At 67.5% G+C, this 19225-nt stretch carries 19 protein-coding genes; 14 read left to right on the forward strand and 5 right to left on the reverse strand.

Annotated features, from left to right (window positions below; genetic code table 11):
* Window positions 1-23: 23 nt before the first annotated feature.
* The 3 genes from mnmH (at window position 24) to CFB52_RS08030 (ending at window position 2732) form a co-directional block, all read left to right on the forward strand.
* The gene (mnmH, locus tag CFB52_RS08020) at window positions 24-1154 is read left to right on the forward strand and encodes a tRNA 2-selenouridine(34) synthase MnmH (RefSeq protein ID WP_099316371.1); all 1131 of its coding nucleotides are present in this window, start codon (window positions 24-26) and stop codon (window positions 1152-1154) included.
* Window positions 1151-2209 carry a permease gene (locus CFB52_RS08025; RefSeq protein WP_059584152.1) on the forward strand — a complete coding sequence of 353 codons (1059 nt, stop codon included), beginning with the start codon at window positions 1151-1153 and terminating at the stop codon, window positions 2207-2209. The genes mnmH and CFB52_RS08025 overlap by 4 nt, the downstream gene beginning before the upstream one ends.
* A gap of 100 nt (window positions 2210-2309) precedes the next feature.
* The gene (locus CFB52_RS08030) at window positions 2310-2732 is read left to right on the forward strand and encodes a hypothetical protein (protein ID WP_059584150.1); all 423 of its coding nucleotides are present in this window, start codon (window positions 2310-2312) and stop codon (window positions 2730-2732) included.
* A gap of 51 nt (window positions 2733-2783) precedes the next feature.
* Here the strand turns inward: CFB52_RS08030 and CFB52_RS08035 are convergent, their stop codons facing one another.
* Window positions 2784-3617 (reverse strand): ABC transporter permease, encoded by an 834-nt coding sequence (locus CFB52_RS08035; RefSeq protein ID WP_059638670.1) that lies wholly within the window; start codon window positions 3615-3617, stop codon window positions 2784-2786.
* A 6-nt stretch (window positions 3618-3623) separates the two neighbouring features.
* Entirely contained in the window at window positions 3624-4538 is a 915-nt protein-coding gene (gene nodI, locus CFB52_RS08040) for a nodulation factor ABC transporter ATP-binding protein NodI (protein ID WP_059638668.1), read from the reverse strand.
* A gap of 331 nt (window positions 4539-4869) precedes the next feature.
* Between nodI and CFB52_RS08045 the strand changes: the two genes are divergently transcribed.
* Window positions 4870-5367 carry a universal stress protein gene (locus tag CFB52_RS08045; protein ID WP_059584146.1) on the forward strand — a complete coding sequence of 166 codons (498 nt, stop codon included), beginning with the start codon at window positions 4870-4872 and terminating at the stop codon, window positions 5365-5367.
* Between the two features lie 87 nt (window positions 5368-5454).
* Here CFB52_RS08045 and CFB52_RS08050 read toward each other — a convergent pair whose 3' ends face one another.
* From CFB52_RS08050 to lexA, 3 genes are read right to left on the reverse strand one after another with little or no spacing between them, the layout of a single operon-like run.
* Complete coding sequence (locus CFB52_RS08050) at window positions 5455-6162, reverse strand: DUF2939 domain-containing protein (protein WP_099316372.1); 708 nt, start codon at window positions 6160-6162, stop codon at window positions 5455-5457.
* 29 nt (window positions 6163-6191) lie between these two features.
* A complete protein-coding gene (locus CFB52_RS08055) occupies window positions 6192-6527 on the reverse strand; it encodes a hypothetical protein (protein WP_099316373.1) in 336 nt (111 codons plus the stop codon).
* 25 nt (window positions 6528-6552) lie between these two features.
* Window positions 6553-7200: a transcriptional repressor LexA gene (lexA, locus tag CFB52_RS08060; protein WP_006476077.1), complete on the reverse strand. Its 648-nt coding sequence runs from the start codon at window positions 7198-7200 to the stop codon at window positions 6553-6555.
* 264 nt (window positions 7201-7464) lie between these two features.
* Here lexA and CFB52_RS08070 point away from each other — a divergent pair, with 264 nt between their 5' ends.
* From CFB52_RS08070 to rbsK, 10 genes are all read left to right on the forward strand, one after another.
* On the forward strand, window positions 7465-8502 hold the full coding sequence (locus CFB52_RS08070) for a sulfate ABC transporter substrate-binding protein (protein ID WP_060966071.1): 1038 nt from the start codon (window positions 7465-7467) through the stop codon (window positions 8500-8502).
* A 136-nt stretch (window positions 8503-8638) separates the two neighbouring features.
* Window positions 8639-9538 (forward strand): sulfate ABC transporter permease subunit CysT, encoded by a 900-nt coding sequence (cysT, locus tag CFB52_RS08075; protein ID WP_099316374.1) that lies wholly within the window; start codon window positions 8639-8641, stop codon window positions 9536-9538.
* On the forward strand, window positions 9535-10470 hold the full coding sequence (cysW, locus tag CFB52_RS08080) for a sulfate ABC transporter permease subunit CysW (RefSeq protein ID WP_059584141.1): 936 nt from the start codon (window positions 9535-9537) through the stop codon (window positions 10468-10470). Before cysT ends, cysW begins: the two co-directional genes overlap by 4 nt.
* A 13-nt stretch (window positions 10471-10483) precedes the next feature.
* A complete protein-coding gene (locus tag CFB52_RS08085) occupies window positions 10484-11542 on the forward strand; it encodes a sulfate/molybdate ABC transporter ATP-binding protein (RefSeq protein WP_059584139.1) in 1059 nt (352 codons plus the stop codon).
* A gap of 75 nt (window positions 11543-11617) precedes the next feature.
* Window positions 11618-12544, forward strand: a complete 927-nt coding sequence (locus CFB52_RS08090; protein WP_034186954.1) for a CysB family HTH-type transcriptional regulator — start codon at window positions 11618-11620, stop codon at window positions 12542-12544.
* Between the two features lie 718 nt (window positions 12545-13262).
* Window positions 13263-14213 carry a sugar ABC transporter substrate-binding protein gene (locus CFB52_RS08100; RefSeq protein WP_099316375.1) on the forward strand — a complete coding sequence of 317 codons (951 nt, stop codon included), beginning with the start codon at window positions 13263-13265 and terminating at the stop codon, window positions 14211-14213.
* Window positions 14214-14358: 145 nt separating this feature from the next.
* Window positions 14359-15972 (forward strand): sugar ABC transporter ATP-binding protein, encoded by a 1614-nt coding sequence (locus tag CFB52_RS08105; RefSeq protein WP_099316376.1) that lies wholly within the window; start codon window positions 14359-14361, stop codon window positions 15970-15972.
* A complete protein-coding gene (locus tag CFB52_RS08110) occupies window positions 15969-16988 on the forward strand; it encodes an ABC transporter permease (RefSeq protein WP_059584134.1) in 1020 nt (339 codons plus the stop codon). Before CFB52_RS08105 ends, CFB52_RS08110 begins: the two co-directional genes overlap by 4 nt.
* Before the next feature lie 35 nt (window positions 16989-17023).
* Window positions 17024-18055, forward strand: a complete 1032-nt coding sequence (locus CFB52_RS08115) for a LacI family DNA-binding transcriptional regulator (protein WP_050012587.1) — start codon at window positions 17024-17026, stop codon at window positions 18053-18055.
* Window positions 18052-18981, forward strand: coding sequence for a ribokinase (gene rbsK, locus CFB52_RS08120; RefSeq protein WP_059584132.1), 930 nt, complete (start codon window positions 18052-18054; stop codon window positions 18979-18981). The genes CFB52_RS08115 and rbsK overlap by 4 nt, the downstream gene beginning before the upstream one ends.
* Window positions 18982-19225 lie beyond the last annotated feature (244 nt).

Raw genomic sequence — 19225 nt, forward strand, 5'->3', positions numbered from 1 at the left:
CATCGCCCCTGTTCGACGCCAAATTGAAGAACCTGATTGTCACCCTCGATCGCGCCGGCGAGTTCGACGAGATCATCGACGTGCGCACGCCGCTCGAGTTCGCCGAGGACCATATCCCCGGCGCGCTGAACGCGCCCGTGCTCGGCAACGAAGAGCGCGTGCTCGTCGGCACGATGTACCGGCAGGTGTCGCCGTACGAGGCGACGCGCGTCGGCGCGGCAATGGTGGCGCGCAACATCGCGCGCCATCTCGACACGACGTTCGCTGACCGTCCGCGCAACTGGCGGCCGCTGATCTACTGCTGGCGCGGCGGCAAGCGTTCGGGCTCGATGACGACCTGGTTCAACCTGATCGGCTGGAAGGCGCGCCAGCTCGACGGCGGCTACAAGGCATACCGCCGGTCGGTGTGCGCGACGCTCGATTCGCTGCCTACACGCTTTCGCTACATCGCGCTCGTCGGCCATACGGGCTGCGGCAAGACGCGCCTGCTGAACGCGCTGCGCGACGTGGGCGCGCAGACGCTCGACCTGGAAGCGCTCGCGTGTCATCGCGGCTCGCTGCTCGGCGCGCTGCCGGGCAAGCCGCAGCCGGCGCAGAAGGGCTTCGATTCGGGGCTCGTCGAGGCGCTCGGACGCTTCGACCCCCAATGGCCGGTGTTCGTCGAGTCGGAAAGCCGCAGGATCGGGCTCGTGCAGTTGCCGATTGCGCTGATCGAGGCGTTTCACGCGGGACCGTGGGTTCAGGTCGAAGCCGCCCACGACGAGCGGATCGCGTTCCTTCTCGACGATTACGCCCATCTGTTCGACGCGCCGGACGCGTTCAAGGCGCAGCTTCATCGGCTGATCGGCCTGCACAGCCGCGAAGAGGTGACGCGCTGGAAGGGGCTGATCGATGCCGGCGCGCGAGCCGAATTGTTCACCGAACTGATCGACAGGCATTACGATCCCGCCTATGCGCGCACTTACCGCGCGACGTACAACAAGCCGAACCGGGCGCTGACGTTCACGTTCCGGCCCAACGCGGCCGACGTGCACGATCAGGCGCGCACGCTGCTGGCCGAACTCGCGCAAGCCGGGCTGCCCGCATCGGCCGCATTTGCGGCCGGCACGACATCCGAAATCGATAAAAACCACTCGACGACCATCACACGATGACGACCACACGCACCCAACCCAACCCGGCCCTCGGCTGGATGACCTTCCTGCTGATCGCGGTCGCGGGACTGTTCTACGTAAAATGGTTTCCGTACTACAACAAGGCGTTCGTTGCCGCCGAGCACCATTCGATCGGCCAGTCGATCCTGATGGGCACGTCGGCGGCCGCGCCCGAGCCGTCGCTGAAGGCGGCGCTCGACTACGCGTGGGCATACGGCAAGGCGATCTGGCAGGCGATGGTGCTGGGCCTGCTGCTCGGCTCGGCCGTGCAGGCGCTGCTGCCCGCGCACTGGGTGGCGCGCGTGCTCGGTCGCACGGGTTTCGGCAGCGTCGCCGCGGGCGGGCTGCTGTCGCTGCCCGGGATGATGTGCACGTGCTGCGCGGCGCCGGTCGTCGCGGGCCTGCGTGCGCGTCATGCGTCGCCGGGCGGCGCGGTCGCGTTCTGGCTCGGCAACACGGTGCTGAACCCGGCGGCGCTGGTGTTCATGGGCTTCGTGCTCGGCTGGCACTGGAGCGCGCTGCGCCTCGTGCTCGGCATCGCGATGGTGTTCGGGATCGGCTATCTGCTGAACCGCGTCGCACGTCCCGAAGACCGCAGCATCGACGATGCGCAGCTTGCCGCGCTGGCGGCCGAACAGGCCGCGGCCGGCAATCCGTTCGTCCGCTGGATGAAGCTGCTCGCACGCATGGCCGTGCGGCTCGTGCCCGAATACATCGTGCTCGTGCTGCTGCTCGGCGCCGCGCGCGCCTGGCTGTTTCCGCATATCGGCCCGGACATCGGCAATCAGCTCGGCTGGATCGTCGCATTCGCGGTCGCGGGCATGTTGTTCGTGATTCCGACGGCCGGCGAGGTGCCGATCATCCAGGCCATGCTGTCGCTTGGCATGGGCGTCGGTCCGGCCGCCGCGCTGCTGATGACGCTGCCGCCGATCAGCGTGCCGTCGCTCGCGATGCTCGCGCGTTCGTTCAAGCCGTACATGCTGGCGATCGTCGCGACGCTCGTCGTCGTATTCGGGATCGTGAGCGGCTTGCTCGCGATCGCGTTCGGGTTCTGACGCGCGCAACGGCGCGCCCGTCGCGCGCCATCGTCGTATTCACCCGGCGCCGCCGCTTCATGCGTGCGGCGCCCTTTACAAGAAGCAAACAGGAAAACGCATGACCCAACCGAAGATTCATCCTCGACTCGAAAAGGCGCTGACGCGCGGCGATCTCGCGATTCGTCAGGCCAATTCCGCGCGGGCGACGGCCGTGCTGCACGCACTCGGCACGATGATCATCGAGGCCTCCGCAACGATCGGTGTCGAGGCCAGCATCGACATTCCGCAGGGCGATCGCATTTACGATCCCGTCAACGGCCTGTGGCCGCAGAAGATGCTGGTGTCGTTCGACGGCCCGGTGGACGAAGCCGACAAGGAAGAGCTGCGCACGGTGTATCTGGTGGCCGACGATCCGGGCACGCAGTTCCGCGTGGAATGGCATCGCGCGGACGGCAAGCTCGGCCGCCACGAAGGCGGCCCGCTCGCGACCGTCGCGTTCCTGACCGACGTCGAAATTCCGTGGAGCGACGACGACGAGTAACGTCGTCGCATTTGGCCGGCGGCCGGTGCGTGGTGCCCGACGCGCCGGCCGTCAGCGCATCATCCGCCGCCGGAACAGCCACGCGGACAGCAGGAATCCGCCGACCGCGTAGCCGGCGAGCACCGCGACGTGCAGCGCGATGTCGGTCGCCGGCCGGCCGAGCATCGCGGGCCGGATCAGCTCGACCGCATTCGCGAGCGGCAGCGCCTGCGCCGCATGCTGCGCGATCGGCGGCAACTGCGTGATCGGGAAGAACACGCCCGATAGCAACAGCATCGGCGTCAGCACGAGCGTCTGATAGAACATGAAGAAATCGTAGGATGGCGCGAGCGCCGTGACGATCATCGCGATGCTGGCGAACGCGAGGCCGGCCAGCGCGATCACCGGCAGCACCGCGAGCATCGACGGAAAGCGTGCGTAGCCGAGCACGCCCGCGACGAGCATGATCGCGCCCCCCGACAGCATTGCCTTGCTGGCCGCCCAGACGATTTCGCCGAGCACGATGTCGCCGAGCGCGAGCGGCGTATGCATGATCGCTTCCCACGTGCGCTGCACGTGCATCCGCGAGAAACCCGAATACATCGACTCGAAGCTCGCGGACATCATCACGCTCGAGCCGACCGTGCCGGCCGCGAGGAATGCGATATACGACACGCCGTCGACATGGCCGAGCATCAGGCCGAGCCCGAAACCCAGCCCGAACAGATAGATCATCGGATCGGCAAGATTGCCGAACATCGACGCGAGCGCGAGCTTGCGCCACACGAGGTAATTGCGTCGCCAGACGGCGACCCAGTTGCCTGCATTGGCCGGCATTGCGATCGCGAAGCGTGATTCGCGCGGCGGGGCCGACGGCGTGGTGGCGGAATAGTTGCGGACGTCCATGGTCGTTCAGTCCTGCATCTCGCGGCCGGTGAGCCGCAGGAACACATCTTCCAGATTGGCCGGGCGATGCAGATAGCGCAATCCTGTGCGGCCCTTGAGGCGCGCGCTGAGCGGTTCGGGGTCGGTCACATAGCAGAACAGCGTCTCGCCGCTGATCTCGGTGCGCTTCGCGAAGGCCGACAACTCGTCGCGCAGCGCGGCCGGATCGGGCCCGTAGATCTCGATCACGTCGCAACCGATCTCCGATGCGATCAGGGCATGCGGCGCGCCTTCGGCGATCTTGCGGCCTTCCTCGATCACGCACAGCCGATCGCACAGACGCTCGGCTTCTTCCATGAAATGCGTGGTGATCAGGATCGTCTTGTCGCGCGCGAGCAGCGAACGCAGCCGCTCCCACATCAGATGCCGCGCCTGCGGATCGAGGCCCGTCGTCGGCTCGTCGAGCACGAGCACGTCGGGATCGTTGACGAGCGCGCGGGCGAGCGTGAGGCGACGCTTCATGCCGCCCGACAACTCGCCCACCTTCGCATCGGCCTTGTTCTCGAGCTTCGCGAATTCGAGCAGCGGCGGCACGAGCGCGCGTGCCGCCTGCGCCGACATCCCGAAATAGCGGCTGAACACGAGCAGGTTTTCCCGGACCGTGAAGTCCGGATCGAGATTGTCGAACTGCGGGACGACGCCGACGCGCTGGCGTGCATGTCGGGCACGCGATGGAACCGGTTCGCCGCACAGCGAAATGGTGCCGGCATCGGGATGCGCGAGGCCGAGCAGCATCTTCAGCGTCGTGGTCTTGCCGGCGCCGTTCGGGCCGAGCAGGCCATAGCATTCGCCGGCCTTCACGTGGAAGGACAGACCGTTGACGACGAGCTTGTCGCCATAGCGTTTTTCGACGTTGCGGAAATCGATCGGTGCGACGGACATGGGCGTCTTGTCGTTGTAAGCGGGCGTGTGCTGCTGCCCGGTGCGTGGCCGGTTTCCGAACGGATCGCGCGAATCCGTGTCACACGGGCGTGACCGAAGCGCACGATGCCGGCGCGACGCGGCTCGCTGGTGTACGAATGGGCCATTCTAGTGCATCGGCTGCGTCGCTTCAGGGCACGCCCGCCCGGTGCGATGCATGTGCGCACCGATCATGCACCGCATCATCGCGCACGCGCCACGCGTGGCGAATCAGCGTTTTCCATCTCTTGCGTCCTGGATTGCGGCGCACCATGATGAATGCGTCGGCTCGTTGTCGCGATAGGGAGGCTTCATGGCTAGCTACAACAAGATTTTGCTGTGTTACGATGGCACGCTCGAAGGGCGCAAGGCACTACGCTGCGGAGCCAATCTCGCAATGGACCTGAAGGCGGAAACGCATTTGCTGTCGGTCGTCGACATGCGTTCGAGCATTGCGCAAAGCGCCGGCTTGCTGACCGATGTCGCGTGCGGCCGCTTCGAGGAAACCGCGCGCGAAATCCTGCAGGAAGGCGTGAACTGGCTGCGCGAGCGCGGTGTGCAAGCCGAGGGCCATTTCGCCTTCGGTTATCCGATCGACGAAATCGCGAATCTCGCGTCGGAGCTGAAGGTCGACCTCGTCGTCGTCGGCCACCGGTGCCGCAGCGGATTGTCGAGATGGTGGATGGGCTCGGGCAATACGCAACTGCTCGATCGCGTGAACTGCAGCATTCTGGTGGCGTGTTCGTCGGCGGAAGAGCAGAAGGCCGAAATCGCGCGCGAGCGCGAGGCGGCCATGGCGACCGGCCAATGATCTAAAGACTGGATGACGACCTGACTGGCGATGCATGCCGGTCAGGCATCGCGCTGGATCGGCGGAGCGGGCGTCCAGCGCGGCCTGCTATGCATGCAGGTCGATCCCGGACAATTTCCACGAGAACAGCCCGAAGCGGTGAAAGATCGCCGCATAGCGCGTGCCGTCGGCGCCGCGCTGATACGTGACGACGAATTCATCGATATTTCGGTAGCCCGCGCTGGTTTGTTGCTGGCGCGGCGCTTGCGTTGCTTCGCTCGGGCTGGCCGGTGCGGCCGGCGCGGGGGCCGGCGACGATGCCGCCGAAGCGGCCGCGGTGCCGCCCGGTACGCCGTTACTTGCCGGCGCCGGATGGGCGGGTGGCGCGGCAGGCGCATTGCCCGCCGGTGGCTGATTCGACCAGTCAGGCGGCCGCTCGCCCGGATTGCCGCGCGGCGGCAATCCGCTCATCAACGCGGCGACGCCTTCCGGGGTCGCGTACGCATCGACGAGCGGGCCGATCAGCGCGGACCCGATCAGCGCGCCGATCACCGCGAACGGATTGTCCTTCTCTACGGCGTCGACGCGGCGCATCAATTCTTCCGTGACCTGCTGTTTCAGGCTGATGCGCAGCGACGGAAAGTCCACATATTCGCTGATCGCCTGCGCGTCGCGCGCATCGATCGCCGATTTCAGGCGGCCGAGCGCGAGATACGGCGACGCGTACCCATAGCCGAGCGCCGCAATGAAGGCGACGACGACCGCGACGATCAACAGGGGCTTGAGTCGCCATGCACGGCGCGACGAACCAGTCACGTTGCCTCCAGTGCCGGAAGGTTCCGCAATCAGAGACCGCCCGGCGTGGCCGATCGTTCCTCCGCGATGCAGCGATCGATCATCCGGCAAACGGCGTCGATCGTGCCCACCATGATCAGGCGCGAACGACCGTGATAGACGCGCACCGGCGCGCGACGCGCGGGTTCCGCGTGATTCAGGCCAGCGTTCAGCGATACGCGCGCGAACGCGGGGAGCGCTGACGGCAGCAGGGGCGCCTGCCGTTCGACTGCGACTTCTTCTTGCACGGGCGCCGCCGCGGACAGCGGAGCGCAGGGCGTGCGGCCGCGCAGATGACGCAGGCGACCGAATTGACGGAAAGGCAGCAGGCGGGCAAGGCGTTCCATGATGTTCTCCTAGCGAGACGGAATGTCAGAGTTCGCCCGAGCGGATCAGCCCGACGGCGATGCCTTCCAGCGCGAAATCCGCGCTGCCGGCCTTGACGAAGATGTTTTCGTAATCCGGGTTCTCCGCGATCAGCTCGAGGCCGCCGGGCCGGCGCATCAGGCGCTTGACCGTGACGTCGTCGCCCAGGCGCGCGACGATGATCTGGCCGTCCTTCGCTTCCGTGCGCTTCTGCACGGCGAGGAGGTCGCCGTCGAGAATGCCGGCGTCGCGCATCGACAGCCCGCGCACCTTCAGCAGGTAGTCGGGCTTGCTGGTGAACAGCGCGGGATCGCACGCGTAGTGCTGCGAGATGTGCTCCTGCGCAAGGATCGGGCTACCGGCCGCGACGCGGCCGACGAGCGGCAGCGACAGTTGCATCAGGCCGGCGTGCGGCAGCGTGAACTGATGCGGGGCGTCGTCGATCCCGAGCAGCCGGATGCCGCGCGATGCGCCCGCGGCCAGCTCGATCACGCCCTTGCGCGCCAGCGCACGCAGGTGCTCCTCGGCCGCATTCGGCGAGCTGAAGCCCAGTTCGGCCGCGATCTCGGCACGGGTGGGCGGGAATCCGGAGCGCTCGATCGCGCGGCGGATCAAGTCGAACACTTGCTGCTGACGGGCGGTGAGTTTGGTCATGGCTCAACTGTATGGATAGACAGTGAGCTGTATTTTTATACAGTACTTCGCGAATTTCAAGTGTTACTTGAGGTTCGACGCGATTGCGTCGATTCCGGCGCGATTTCGCGACGCCCGGACGCCGGTTTGTCCGCCGCAACCGTCCGTCCCGTATGCGTTAGCACTTTTGAGTATTAAAAAATGAGGAAGGATTATTTTTAATCATGTAACCCGTTCGATAGACTGGCCCGACATCGCAATACCGACAACACTGGAGAACCAAGGATGGGCAAGCGCAACACGGGGCTGGTGGGCGGAGTGGGCCGCCTGATCGCAACATTCGCGCTGGGCGCGGCGGCGGCGCTGGGCGTCGCGACGCATGCGCAGGCCGATACGACTTTCCTGAACGTGTCGTACGACCCGACGCGCGAGCTGTATCAGGATTTCAACCAGGCGTTCGGCAAGGAGTGGAAGGCGAAGACGGGCGAAACCGTCAACTTCAAGCAGTCGCACGGCGGTTCGGGCGCGCAGGCGCGCTCGGTGCTCGACGGCCTGCAGGCCGACGTCGTCACGCTGGCGCTGGCGTACGACATCGACGCGCTCGCGAACAAGGGGCTCGTGAACAAGGATTGGCAGAAGCGCCTGCCCGACAACGCGTCGCCGTACACGTCGACGATCGTGTTCCTCGTGCGCAAGGGCAATCCGAAGGGGATCAAGGACTGGGACGACCTGACCAAGCCGGGCATCTCGATCGTCACGCCGAACCCGAAGACGTCCGGCGGCGCGCGCTGGAACTACCTGGCCGCATGGGCGTACGCGCTGCACAAGCCGGGCGGCAACGAGCAGACGGCGAAGGACTTCGTCACGAAGCTCTACAAGAACGCGGGCGTGCTCGATTCCGGCGCGCGGGGCGCGACGACGAGCTTCGTGCAGCGCGGGATCGGCGACGTGCTGATCGCATGGGAGAACGAGGCGTTCCTGTCGGTCAAGGAATTCGGCACCGACAAGTTCGAGATCGTCGTGCCGTCGGTGAGCATCCTGGCCGAGCCGCCTGTCGCGGTGGTCGACAAGGTGGTCGACAAGAAGGGCACGCGCAAGCTGGCGGAGGCGTACCTGAATTACCTGTACAGCCCGCAGGGCCAGGAAATCGCGGCGCGCAACTACTACCGGCCGCGCTCGAAGAACGTGCCGGCTGAACTGACCAGGCAGTTCCCGAAGCTGAAGCTGTACACGGTCGACGACACGTTCGGCGGCTGGACGAATGCACAGAAGACGCATTTCGCGGACGGCGGCGTGTTCGATTCGATCTACAAGCCGCAGTAACGCACGCAGTCACACCATAACGACCAAGCGGCGCGCCACGACAGCGCGCCGCATCCCCGACGGGCCGCCGGCGCGATGCACTGCGCCGGCGTTTGCGTCGGACCCGTGAGCAGCATCGACCCAGCAAGAGCATCCGATGACGACGTACACCTTTCGCAAGCCGAGCGCGCTGCCCGGTTTCGGCGTGACACTCGGCATCACGGTGGCCTATTTGAGCCTCGTGGTGCTGATTCCGCTCGCCGCCACGTTCCTGAAGACCGCGACGCTGTCGTGGGACCAGTTCGTCACCGCCGTCACGTCGCCGCGCGTGCTCGCGTCGTACCGGCTGACGTTCTCGGCCGCGCTCGGCGGCGCGCTGATCAACGCCGTGTTCGGCTTTCTCGTCGCGTGGGTGCTGGTGCGCTACACGTTCCCGTTCAAGCGCCTCGTCGATGCGGTCGTCGACCTGCCGTTCGCACTGCCGACCTCGGTGGCCGGCATCTCGCTCGCGGCCGTCTACGCGACCAACGGCTGGGTCGGCCAGTATCTCGCGCCGCTCGGCATCAAGATCGCGTTCACGCCGGCCGGCGTGCTGGTCGCGCTGACCTTCATCGGGCTGCCGTTCGTCGTGCGCACCGTGCAGCCGGTGCTCGAGGATTTCGAGCGCGAGCAGGAAGAGGCGGCCGCGTGCCTCGGCGCGTCGCGCTGGCTGACGTTCCGCCGCGTCGTGCTGCCGGCCGTGCTGCCGGCGCTGCTCACCGGTTTCGCGCTCGCGTTCGCGCGCGCGCTCGGCGAATACGGATCGGTGATCTTCATCGCCGGCAACGTGCCGATGAAATCCGAGATCACGTCGCTCCTGATCATCACGAAGCTCGAACAGTACGACTACGCGGGCGCGACCGCGCTGGCGGTCGTGATGCTGGTGGTGTCGTTCCTGATGCTGCTGCTGATCAACACGCTGCAGTGGTATCTGCAGCGCAGGACGAGCAAGGGCGCGAGCGGTCCGGCGCCCGCCACCGTCACCGTCAACGCCGTCGCGGCAGGAGGCCAGCAATGAGCCAGGAGGCCACCGTCGTGCTGAAAACCCCGTCGTCCGCCGTGCGCGCCACGAAGCGGCTCGACCCTGTCAGCGAGTCGCGCGTCGTGCGCTGGCTGCTCACGGGCATCGCGCTCGCGTTCCTCGCGTTCTTCCTCGTCGTGCCGCTCGCCGCGGTGTTCGTCGAGGCGTTGCGCAAGGGCGTCGGCTTCTATCTCGAATCGCTGGCCGATCCCGATGCGTGGTCGGCGATCAAGCTGACACTGACCGTCGCCGTGATCGCGGTACCGCTGAACCTCGTGTTCGGCGTGTGCGCATCGTGGGCGATCGCGAAGTTCGAATTCCGCGGCAAGGCGCTGCTGACGACGCTGATCGACCTGCCGTTCTCGGTGTCGCCGGTGATCTCCGGCCTCGTGTACGTGCTGCTGTTCGGCGCGCAGGGCTGGTTCGGGCCGTGGCTGCAGGATCACGACGTGCAGATCATCTTCGCGGTGCCGGGCATCGTGCTCGCGACGATCTTCGTCACGTTCCCGTTCGTCGCGCGCGAGCTGATTCCGCTGATGCAGGCGCAAGGCACCGACGAGGAAGAAGCGGCGCGCGTGCTCGGTGCATCGGGCTGGCAGATCTTCCGCCGCGTGACGCTGCCGAACGTGAAATGGGGCCTGCTGTACGGCGTGATCCTGTGCAATGCGCGCGCGATGGGCGAGTTCGGCGCGGTGTCGGTCGTGTCCGGCCACATCCGCGGCGTGACCGACACGATGCCGCTGCACGTCGAGATTCTGTACAACGAATACAACTTCGCGGCGGCGTTCGCGGTGGCGTCGGTGCTGGCGCTGCTCGCGCTCGTCACGCTCGCGCTGAAGCTGATCGCCGAGCGTCATCTCGCCGCCGAACTGGCCGACGCCGTTCCCGCACATGCCGGCCCTGTCGGTGCCGTTTCGTCGAAATCGTAAAGAGGCAACCAGAATGGGTATCACCGTCCGTAACCTTCAGAAGCGCTTCGGCGATTTCACGGCGCTCGACAACGTATCGCTCGACTTCCCGCCCGGCGAACTGGTCGCGCTGCTCGGGCCGTCCGGCTGCGGCAAGACCACGCTGCTGCGCGTGATCGCGGGCCTCGAGCACGCGGACGCCGGCCAGGTCGTGCTGCAGGGGCTCGACGTCGCGTCGGTCGGCGCGCGCGACCGCCAGGTCGGCTTCGTGTTCCAGCACTACGCGCTGTTCCGCCACATGACCGTGTTCGAGAACGTCGCGTTCGGGCTGCGCGTGAAGCCGCGCCGCGAGCGGCCGTCGGAAGCCGCGATTCGCGAGAAGGTGCACGAGTTGCTCAAGCTCGTGCAGCTCGACTGGCTCGCGCAGCGTTACCCGTCCGAGCTGTCGGGCGGCCAGCGCCAGCGCATCGCGCTCGCCCGCGCGCTCGCGGTCGAGCCGAAGGTGCTGCTGCTCGACGAACCGTTCGGCGCGCTCGACGCGAAGGTCCGCAAGGAACTGCGCGGCTGGCTGCGTCGCCTGCACGACGACCTGCACATCTCGACGATCTTCGTCACACACGATCAGGAGGAGGCGCTCGAGGTGGCCGATCGGATCGTCGTGCTGAACCGCGGCCACGTCGAGCAGGTCGGCAGCCCGCAGGACGTCTACGATCATCCGCAAAGCGCGTTCGTGTACGAGTTTCTCGGCGCGGCGAACCGGCTGCCGGGCACGGTCGCCGGGCGCGGCTTCGTCGCCGACGGCGCGGCTGCGCCGATCGAGGTCGACGCCGATTTCGCGGGCCCCGCGAATGCGTACGTGCGGCCGCACGATCTGCAGCTGTGGCCGGCGGGCGAAGGGCACCGCGACGGCATCGCGGTGGACGTGCGGCGCGTGATTCCGCTCGGCGGTTCGGTGCGCGTGGAGCTGGAGGCACGCGCGGGCGGCGCGCTCGAGGCGGAACTCGACCGCGACGCCTGGCGGGCGCTCTCGCTGCAGGTCGGCGACGGCGCGACGGCCGTGCCGCGTGCCGTGCGGGTATTTCCCGCGCGTTGACGAGGCAATGTGGGGCAAAGGGCGGGATTCGCTCCGATTCGACAATCAAACAACGACAGCCTAAGAGGCATACCCATGAATTTTCAGCAATTGCGGTTCGTGCGCGAAGCGGTGCGCCAGAACATGAACCTGACCGAAGTCGCGAACGTGCTGTACACGTCGCAGTCGGGCGTGTCGAAACAGATCAAGGATCTGGAGGATGAACTGGGCGTCGACATCTTCATTCGGCGCGGCAAGCGGCTGACGGGGCTCACGGAGCCCGGCAAGGCCGTGCACCAGCTGATCGAGCGGATGCTGCTCGACGCCGAGAACCTGCGCCGCGTCGCGCGCCAGTTCGCCGATCAGGACAGCGGCCACCTCGTCGTCGCGACGACGCACACGCAGGCGCGCTACGCGCTGCCGAAGGTGATCCGGCAGTTCACCGAGGTGTTTCCGAAGGTGCATCTCGCGCTGCGCCAGGGCAGCCCGCAGCAGATCGCGCAGATGATCCTGAACGGCGAGGCCGATCTCGGCATCTCGACCGAGGCGCTCGACCGCTATCCGGACATCGTCACGTTCCCGTGCTATTCGTGGCACCACACGGTCGTCGTGCCGAAAGGCCACCCGCTCGTCGGCCGCGAGAACCTGACGCTCGAGGAAATCGCCGAGTACCCGATCATCACGTACGACCAGGATTTCACGGGCCGCTCGCACATCGACCAGGCATTCACGCAGGCGGGCGCCGTACCCGACGTCGTGCTGACCGCGATCGACGCGGACGTGATCAAGACCTACGTCGAGCTCGGGATGGGGATCGGCGTGGTCGCGGCGATGGCCTACGATCCGCAGCGCGACACGGGGCTCGTCGCGCTCGATACGCAGCACCTGTTCGAGGCGAGCACGACACGGGTCGGGCTGCGCAAGGGCGCATTCCTGCGCGCGTATGCGTACCGGCTGATCGAGATGTTCGCGCCGCACCTGAACGAAGCGGAAATCGCCGGGCTGTTGCGCGAAGCCGTCTGACCATTGCGCGTCGCGCGCCGTCCGGGCGGATGCCGCGGATGCCGCGCGACACGCGCCACGCTTACCTGGCCGTCCGACGCACCGGGCGGCGGCACGGGGAGGCGCCGTCACGATCGAAGCCTCGGCCGAGGTTTTCGATCCGGTGCTTCGCGCCAGACGGCGATCGATACACGTTCCCACGCCAACGGAAAAACAGGAACGACCTGCCGAACCTCGGCGCGGCACACGAAACCGGCAGTTTCCCCATTCACGCAACAGCGCCGTCCGACTCGCCGCTTCCGTCATGGTCGGCGACAGGTCGCGACGACGAATGCCCGCGCGCTGCGCGTCGATATCGTCGGCGCGAAGCGCGTTGTCCACGACGAACCGCGCCATCGTCGGCCGCTGCCCGCGAAGCGAGCGCTTCGGCGAGCCGCCGTCGCGAGTGTCGCATTTGCGCGTCGCGAAGCCCGCTCGCGCGCTCCGAATAAACCCTTAAATATTGATCAGACAGGTTGCGCGCCGAAGCGAATCGGTACAGCATAGCCTTCACTCCGCCGGCGTTCCGCTGGCGGTGGCGCGTCGACGACAGCACGCGCCAGGCAGTCGGCCGTCTGCCTCGCTTCCATTCCGTGGTACCGACAGCAGCATCGATGGCCATTGCCCGGGTAGTGTGGCGCAAACGTTTGCTCACATTAAAACAACAATCCGGCCTTCGGGCCGTCGCCAGGAGATGTGTATGAATGTCCGCTTTCGCCGTCGCTTCCTGACCGCCGCGCTCGCCGCCGTCGCGGTGGCCGCCGCACCGGTTGTCCACGCGCAGTCCGCGGCCAAGCCGAAGGTCGCGCTCGTGATGAAGTCGCTCGCCAACGAGTTCTTCCTGACCATGGAAACGGGCGCGAAGGAATACCAGAAACACAACGCGAACCAGTTCGACCTGGTCACCAACGGCATCAAGGACGAGACCGACACCGCGAACCAGATCCGCATCGTCGAGCAGATGATCGTGTCGAAGGTCGACGCGATCGTGCTCGCGCCGGCCGATTCGAAGGCGCTCGTGCCGGTCGTGAAGAAGGCCGTCGACGCCGGCATCGTCGTCGTGAACATCGACAACCGGCTCGATCCCGACGTGCTGAAGTCGAAGAACCTGAACGTGCCGTTCGTCGGCCCGGACAACCGCAAGGGCGCGCGCAAGATCGGCGATTACCTCGCGAAGCGGCTGAAGGCGGGCGACCAGGTCGGCATCGTCGAAGGCGTGTCGACCACCACCAACGCGCAGCAGCGCACGGCCGGCTTCCAGGACGCGATGAAGGCGGGCGGGATGAAGGTCGTGTCGGTGCAGTCGGGCGAATGGGAGATCGACAAGGGCAATGCGGTGGCCGCCGCGATGCTGAACGAATACCCGAACCTGAAGGCGCTGCTGTGCGGCAACGACAACATGGCGATCGGCGCCGTGTCGGCCGTGCGCGCGGCCGGCAAGCAGGGCAAGGTGCTCGTGGTCGGCTACGACAACATCAACGCGATCAAGCCGATGCTGAAGGACGGCCGCGTGCTCGCGACCGCCGACCAGTACGCGGCGAAGCAGGCCGTGTTCGGCATCGACACGGCGCTCAAGGCCATTGCCGAGCATCGCAAGCAGGCCGACATGTCCGGCGTGGTCGAGACGCCGGTGGATCTCGTGACGAAGTAACGCCGCACCGGTCCGGCCGCCGGCCTCAAGAATCCGGCGCGGCGGCCGTTATCCGGTGTGAGCGCGATCACGGCCACTGCATGCACATGCACTTGTGAGCGTCATACCCGCGCGCCGCGTGCGCGCGGCCGCAATCAGGATCGCGATGGAACCGACCTTCCAACCCTCCCGTTCAGCCCACCCCGTGCTGTCCGTCTCCGGCATCGGCAAGACCTATGCCGAACCCGTGCTCGCCGACGTCACGCTGACGCTCGATGCAGGCCAGGCGCTCGCGCTGACCGGCGAGAACGGCGCGGGCAAGAGCACGCTGTCGAAGATCATCGGCGGGCTCGTCGACCCGACTACCGGTACGATGCAGCTCGGCGGCGAGGCCTATGCGCCGGCGAGCCGCACGCAGGCCGAGGCGCTCGGCGTGCGCATGGTGATGCAGGAACTGAACCTGCTGCCGACGCTGACCGTCGCCGAAAACCTGTTCCTGAACCGCCTGCCGCGCCGCTTCGGCATCATCGATCGCGCGCGGCTGCGCGACGACGCGCGCGCGGCGATGGCGCAGGTCGGGCTCGACGCAGTCGACCCCGATACGCCGGTCGGCGCGCTCGGCATCGGCCACCAGCAGATGGTCGAGATCGCCCGCAACCTGATCGGCGACTGCCGCGTGCTGATTCTCGACGAGCCGACCGCGATGCTGACCGCGCGCGAAGTCGAGCTGCTGTTCGAGCAGATCGACCGGCTGAAGGCGCGCGGCGTCGCGATCGTCTACATCTCGCACCGGCTCGAAGAGCTCGCGCGCGTCGCCGAGCGCGTCGCGGTGCTGCGCGACGGCCGGCTCGTGCACGCGGGCGACATGGCGGCGACGACGTCCGACGGGCTCGTCACGCTGATGGTCGGGCGCGAGATCGGCGAACACATCGATCTCGGCGAGCGCCGTTTCGGTGCGCCGCGGCTCGCGGTGTCGGGCCTCACGCGCGGGACGGCCGTGCGCGATGTGTCGCTGGAGGTGCGCGCGGGCGAGATCTTCGGCATCTCCGGGCTGATCGGCGCAGGGCGCACCGAGTTGCTGCGGCTGATCTACGGCGCCGATACGCCGGACGCCGGGACGATCGCGGTCGGCCAGCCGCTGAAACCGGCGCGGATCGCGTCGCCCGTCGAGGCGGTGAAGCTGGGCATCGCGCTGATCACCGAGGATCGCAAGGGGGAAGGGCTGCTGCTGTCGCAGTCGATCACCGCGAACGTGTCGCTCGGCCAGCTCGACCGGCTCGCGCGCGGCGGCATCGTCGATTCCGCACGCGAAACGGCGCTCGCCGAGCAGCAGATCGAGGCGCTGCGGATCCGCACGCACGGCGCGGCGCAGGCGGTCGGCGAGCTGTCGGGCGGCAACCAGCAGAAGGTCGTGATCGGCCGCTGGCTCGCGCGCGACATGGGTGTGCTGCTGTTCGACGAGCCGACGCGCGGGATCGACGTCGGCGCCAAATTCGAGATCTACACTTTGATGGGCGCGCTCTCGCGCGAAGGCCGCGCGCTCGTGGTCGTATCGAGCGACCTGCGCGAGCTGATGCTGATCTGCGACCGGATCGGCGTGATGTCGGCCGGGCGCATGACCGCCGTGTTCGAGCGCGGCAACTGGACCCAGGATGCGCTGCTGGCCGCGGCGTTCGCCGGCTTCGGCCGCGAGACGCCGACCGCCGCCATGCAGCATCCGGACGCGGGGCAGGCGCGCGGCGCCGCTCCGGGCACTTCGACGACAGGACGACAGCAATGACCCAGCCTCCCGTATCCCCGACCGACGCAGGCGCGCAGCAGGACGTGACCGGGCGCCGCGCGCGCACGCTGTCCGGCACGCGGCTCGGCCTGTCGAACTATCTCGGGCTCGCCGGTGCGCTGGCCGCGATGATCGCGCTGTTCTCGGCGCTGAGCTCGCATTTCCTGACCTACGACACGTTCAGCACGATCGCGAACCAGATTCCCGATCTCGTCGTGATGTCGGTCGGCATGACCTTCGTGCTGATCATCGCCGGGATCGACCTGTCGGTCGGCTCGGTGCTGGCGCTCGCCGCGTCGATGGTCAGCGTCGCCGCGCTGAAGTGGCAGTGGGGGCCGCTGCCGGCCGCGCTGATCGGGATCGCGGTCGCGACCGCGACGGGCGCGCTGACCGGCGCGGTCACGGTCGGCTGGCGGATTCCGTCGTTCATCGTGTCGCTCGGCGTGCTGGAGGCCGCGCGCGGCCTCGCGTACCAGCTGACGAATTCGCGCACCGCGTATATCGGCGACGCGTTCGATTTCCTGTCGAACCCGATCGCGCTGGGCATCTCGCCGGCGTTCCTGATCGCGGTCGCGGTGATGATCGCCGCCCAGTTCGTGCTCACGCGCACCGTGTTCGGGCGCTATCTGGTCGGGATCGGCACGAACGAGGAAGCGGTCCGACTTGCAGGGGTTAACCCGCGGCCGTATAAAATCCTCGTATTCGCACTGATGGGCGCGCTCGCGGGGCTCGCGTCGCTGTTCCAGATTTCGCGGCTCGAGGCGGCCGATCCGAACGCGGGCGCGGGCCTCGAACTGCAGGTCATCGCCGCCGTCGTGATCGGCGGCACGAGCCTGATGGGCGGGCGCGGCTCGGTGATCAGCACGTTCTTCGGCGTGTTGATCATTTCCGTGCTGGCCGCGGGGCTGGCGCAGATCGGTGCGAACGAGCCGACCAAACGGATCATCACGGGCGCGGTGATCGTCGTGGCGGTCGTGCTCGATACGTATCGCAGCCGGCGTACGCGCGTGCGGTAAAAAGACAGACAGAACAGACCAGAGAGAAACGGGAAATGGCGACGATCAAGGATGTGGCGGCCATGGCGGGCGTGTCATTTACGACCGTCTCGCACGTGGTGAACAATTCGCGGCCGGTGTCCGCGGATGTGCGTGCGAAGGTCGAGGGCGCGATCCGCGAGCTGAATTACGTGCCGTCGGCCGTGGCGCGCTCGCTGAAGGCGCGGGCGACGGCGACGATCGGCCTCGTCGTGCCGAACAGCACGAATCCGTACTTCGCCGAGCTGGCGCGCGGCATCGAGGATCAGTGCGCGGCCAACGGCTATTGCGTGTTCTTCTGCAATTCGGACGACGATCCCGTGAAGCAGCGCAACTACCTGCGCGTGCTGCAGGAAAAGCGCATCGACGGGCTGATCGTCGCGTCGGCGGGCGAGGACGCGGTGCTCGCGCAGACGCTCGCCGATATCCATGCGCCGCTCGTCGTCGTCGATCGCAACATCGAGGGGCTCGCGGCCGATCTCGTGCAGATCGACCACGAGCGCGGCGCGTACCTGGCGACGCGCCACCTGCTCGAACTCGGGCACGCGAAGATCGGCTGCATCACCGGGCCGACCGACACCGCCGTCAGCGCGATGCGCGTGCACGGCTTCATCCGCGCGATGGCCGAGCGCGGGGTCGACATCGTGCCGGGCGCGATCGCGGAAAGCGATTTTTCGTGCCTGGGCGGCTATCACGCGGCGTCGCGGCTATTCGAATCGGTGCGGCCGAGCGCGATCTTCGCGGGCAACGACCTGATGGGCGTCGGCGCGCTGCGCGCGGCGGCCGAGCGCGGGCTGCGCGTGCCCGACGACTGCTCGATCATCGGCTTCGACGACATCGAATTTTCCCGCTACACGTATCCGGCGCTGTCGACGGTCGGCCAGTCGGTGCGCGCGCTCGGCGAAATGGCCGCGCAGACGCTGATCGAACGGATCGGCGGCGGTTCCACGGCCGTGCCAAGCCGTCGCCGCGTCGTGTCGCCGCGCCTCGTGCTGCGCGAATCGACGGCGGTCTATCGCGAGCCGGCCGCGCCGGGCGCTCGCGCATGACGGCGAGCGTAACGGGCGCCGGCCGCGTGACGGTGGTCGGCAGCCTCAACATGGATCTCGTCGTGCGGGCGCCTCGGCTGCCGCTGCCGGGGGAAACGCTCGCCGGACATGCGTTCGCGCAGGCGGCGGGCGGCAAGGGCGGCAACCAGGCCGTCGCCGCCGCCCGGCTCGGCGCGCAGGTCGCGATGATCGGCTGCGTCGGCGCGGATGCGCACGGCGCAGCGCTGCGCGCGGGCCTCGAGGCCGAGGGAATCGACTGCGCGGGGCTCGCGACGAGCGCGTCGGCGTCGACCGGCGTCGCGCTGATCGTCGTCGACGACGGAAGCCAGAACGCGATCGTGATCGTCGCGGGCGGCAACGGCGAGGTCACGACCGATACGATCGCGCGGCACGAGGCCGCGCTGGCGGCGGCCGACGTGCTGATCTGCCAGCTGGAGACGCCGCCGGACGCGGTGTTCGCGGCGCTGTCGGCCGGGCGCCGCCTCGGCCGCACGGTGGTGCTCAATCCGGCGCCGGCCGTCGCGCCGCTGCCGGACGGCTGGCTGCCGCTCGTCGATTACCTGATCCCGAACGAGGTCGAGGCGGCCGCGCTGACCGGGCTGCCGGTGCGCGATCCGGCACAGGCCGAAACCGCCGCGCGGGCGCTCCAGGCCGGTGGCGCGCGCAACGTGCTGATCACGCTCGGCGCGCGCGGCGTGCTTGCGCTGACGGCCGACGGCGCCGCGCGCCACTATCCGGCGCCCGTCGTGCAGGCCATCGACACGACGGCGGCCGGCGACACCTTCATCGGCGGCTTTTCCGCACGGCTCGCGGCCGGCGCGGACGTCGACACGGCCATCCGCTTCGCGCAACGCGCGGCGGCGCTGTCGGTCACGCGCGCGGGCGCGCAGCCGTCGATTCCGACGCGCGCCGAATTGGCCGACTAGGGCCGGATCCCCGGTTTTCCGGTTCCATCGCGCTGCCGGTCCGTCGCATGAGACGGCTGGCGGCGGCCCCGCAATGCTTGGCGTTTCCACTGGCCTTTGGCGATTCCCCATCCCGACCCGAATTCCGTCATTTATTCAGACTTATGAAATAAACAGACGAATAATTCGAAATAAACACGCTAAAACCATCAAGTTATGCGTCGTGCGGTCGTAAATGCACCAAGTGAAGCAATGCTTCGAGCCA

Source organism: Burkholderia sp. AU18528 (genome assembly GCF_002223215.2).
Lineage (GTDB): Bacteria > Pseudomonadota > Gammaproteobacteria > Burkholderiales > Burkholderiaceae > Burkholderia > Burkholderia semiarida.

Bases quoted from the DNA above. Each gene is read 5' to 3' on its own strand.
- CFB52_RS08115 (WP_050012587.1), top strand. From the start codon at position 17,024: ATGGCGACGATCAAGGATGTGGCGGCCATGGCGGGCGTGTCATTTACG.
- CFB52_RS08070 (WP_060966071.1), top strand. From the start codon at position 7,465: ATGGGCAAGCGCAACACGGGGCTGGTGGGCGGAGTGGGCCGCCTGATC.
- CFB52_RS08090 (WP_034186954.1), top strand. From the start codon at position 11,618: ATGAATTTTCAGCAATTGCGGTTCGTGCGCGAAGCGGTGCGCCAGAAC.
- cysT (WP_099316374.1), top strand. From the start codon at position 8,639: ATGACGACGTACACCTTTCGCAAGCCGAGCGCGCTGCCCGGTTTCGGC.
- CFB52_RS08055 (WP_099316373.1), bottom strand. From the start codon at position 6,527: ATGGAACGCCTTGCCCGCCTGCTGCCTTTCCGTCAATTCGGTCGCCTG.
- CFB52_RS08045 (WP_059584146.1), top strand. From the start codon at position 4,870: ATGGCTAGCTACAACAAGATTTTGCTGTGTTACGATGGCACGCTCGAA.
- CFB52_RS08105 (WP_099316376.1), top strand. From the start codon at position 14,359: ATGGAACCGACCTTCCAACCCTCCCGTTCAGCCCACCCCGTGCTGTCC.
- CFB52_RS08035 (WP_059638670.1), bottom strand. From the start codon at position 3,617: ATGGACGTCCGCAACTATTCCGCCACCACGCCGTCGGCCCCGCCGCGC.
- CFB52_RS08085 (WP_059584139.1), top strand. From the start codon at position 10,484: ATGGGTATCACCGTCCGTAACCTTCAGAAGCGCTTCGGCGATTTCACG.
- CFB52_RS08110 (WP_059584134.1), top strand. From the start codon at position 15,969: ATGACCCAGCCTCCCGTATCCCCGACCGACGCAGGCGCGCAGCAGGAC.
- lexA (WP_006476077.1), bottom strand. From the start codon at position 7,200: ATGACCAAACTCACCGCCCGTCAGCAGCAAGTGTTCGACTTGATCCGC.
- cysW (WP_059584141.1), top strand. From the start codon at position 9,535: ATGAGCCAGGAGGCCACCGTCGTGCTGAAAACCCCGTCGTCCGCCGTG.
- nodI (WP_059638668.1), bottom strand. From the start codon at position 4,538: ATGTCCGTCGCACCGATCGATTTCCGCAACGTCGAAAAACGCTATGGC.
- CFB52_RS08030 (WP_059584150.1), top strand. From the start codon at position 2,310: ATGACCCAACCGAAGATTCATCCTCGACTCGAAAAGGCGCTGACGCGC.
- rbsK (WP_059584132.1), top strand. From the start codon at position 18,052: ATGACGGCGAGCGTAACGGGCGCCGGCCGCGTGACGGTGGTCGGCAGC.
- CFB52_RS08100 (WP_099316375.1), top strand. From the start codon at position 13,263: ATGAATGTCCGCTTTCGCCGTCGCTTCCTGACCGCCGCGCTCGCCGCC.
- CFB52_RS08025 (WP_059584152.1), top strand. From the start codon at position 1,151: ATGACGACCACACGCACCCAACCCAACCCGGCCCTCGGCTGGATGACC.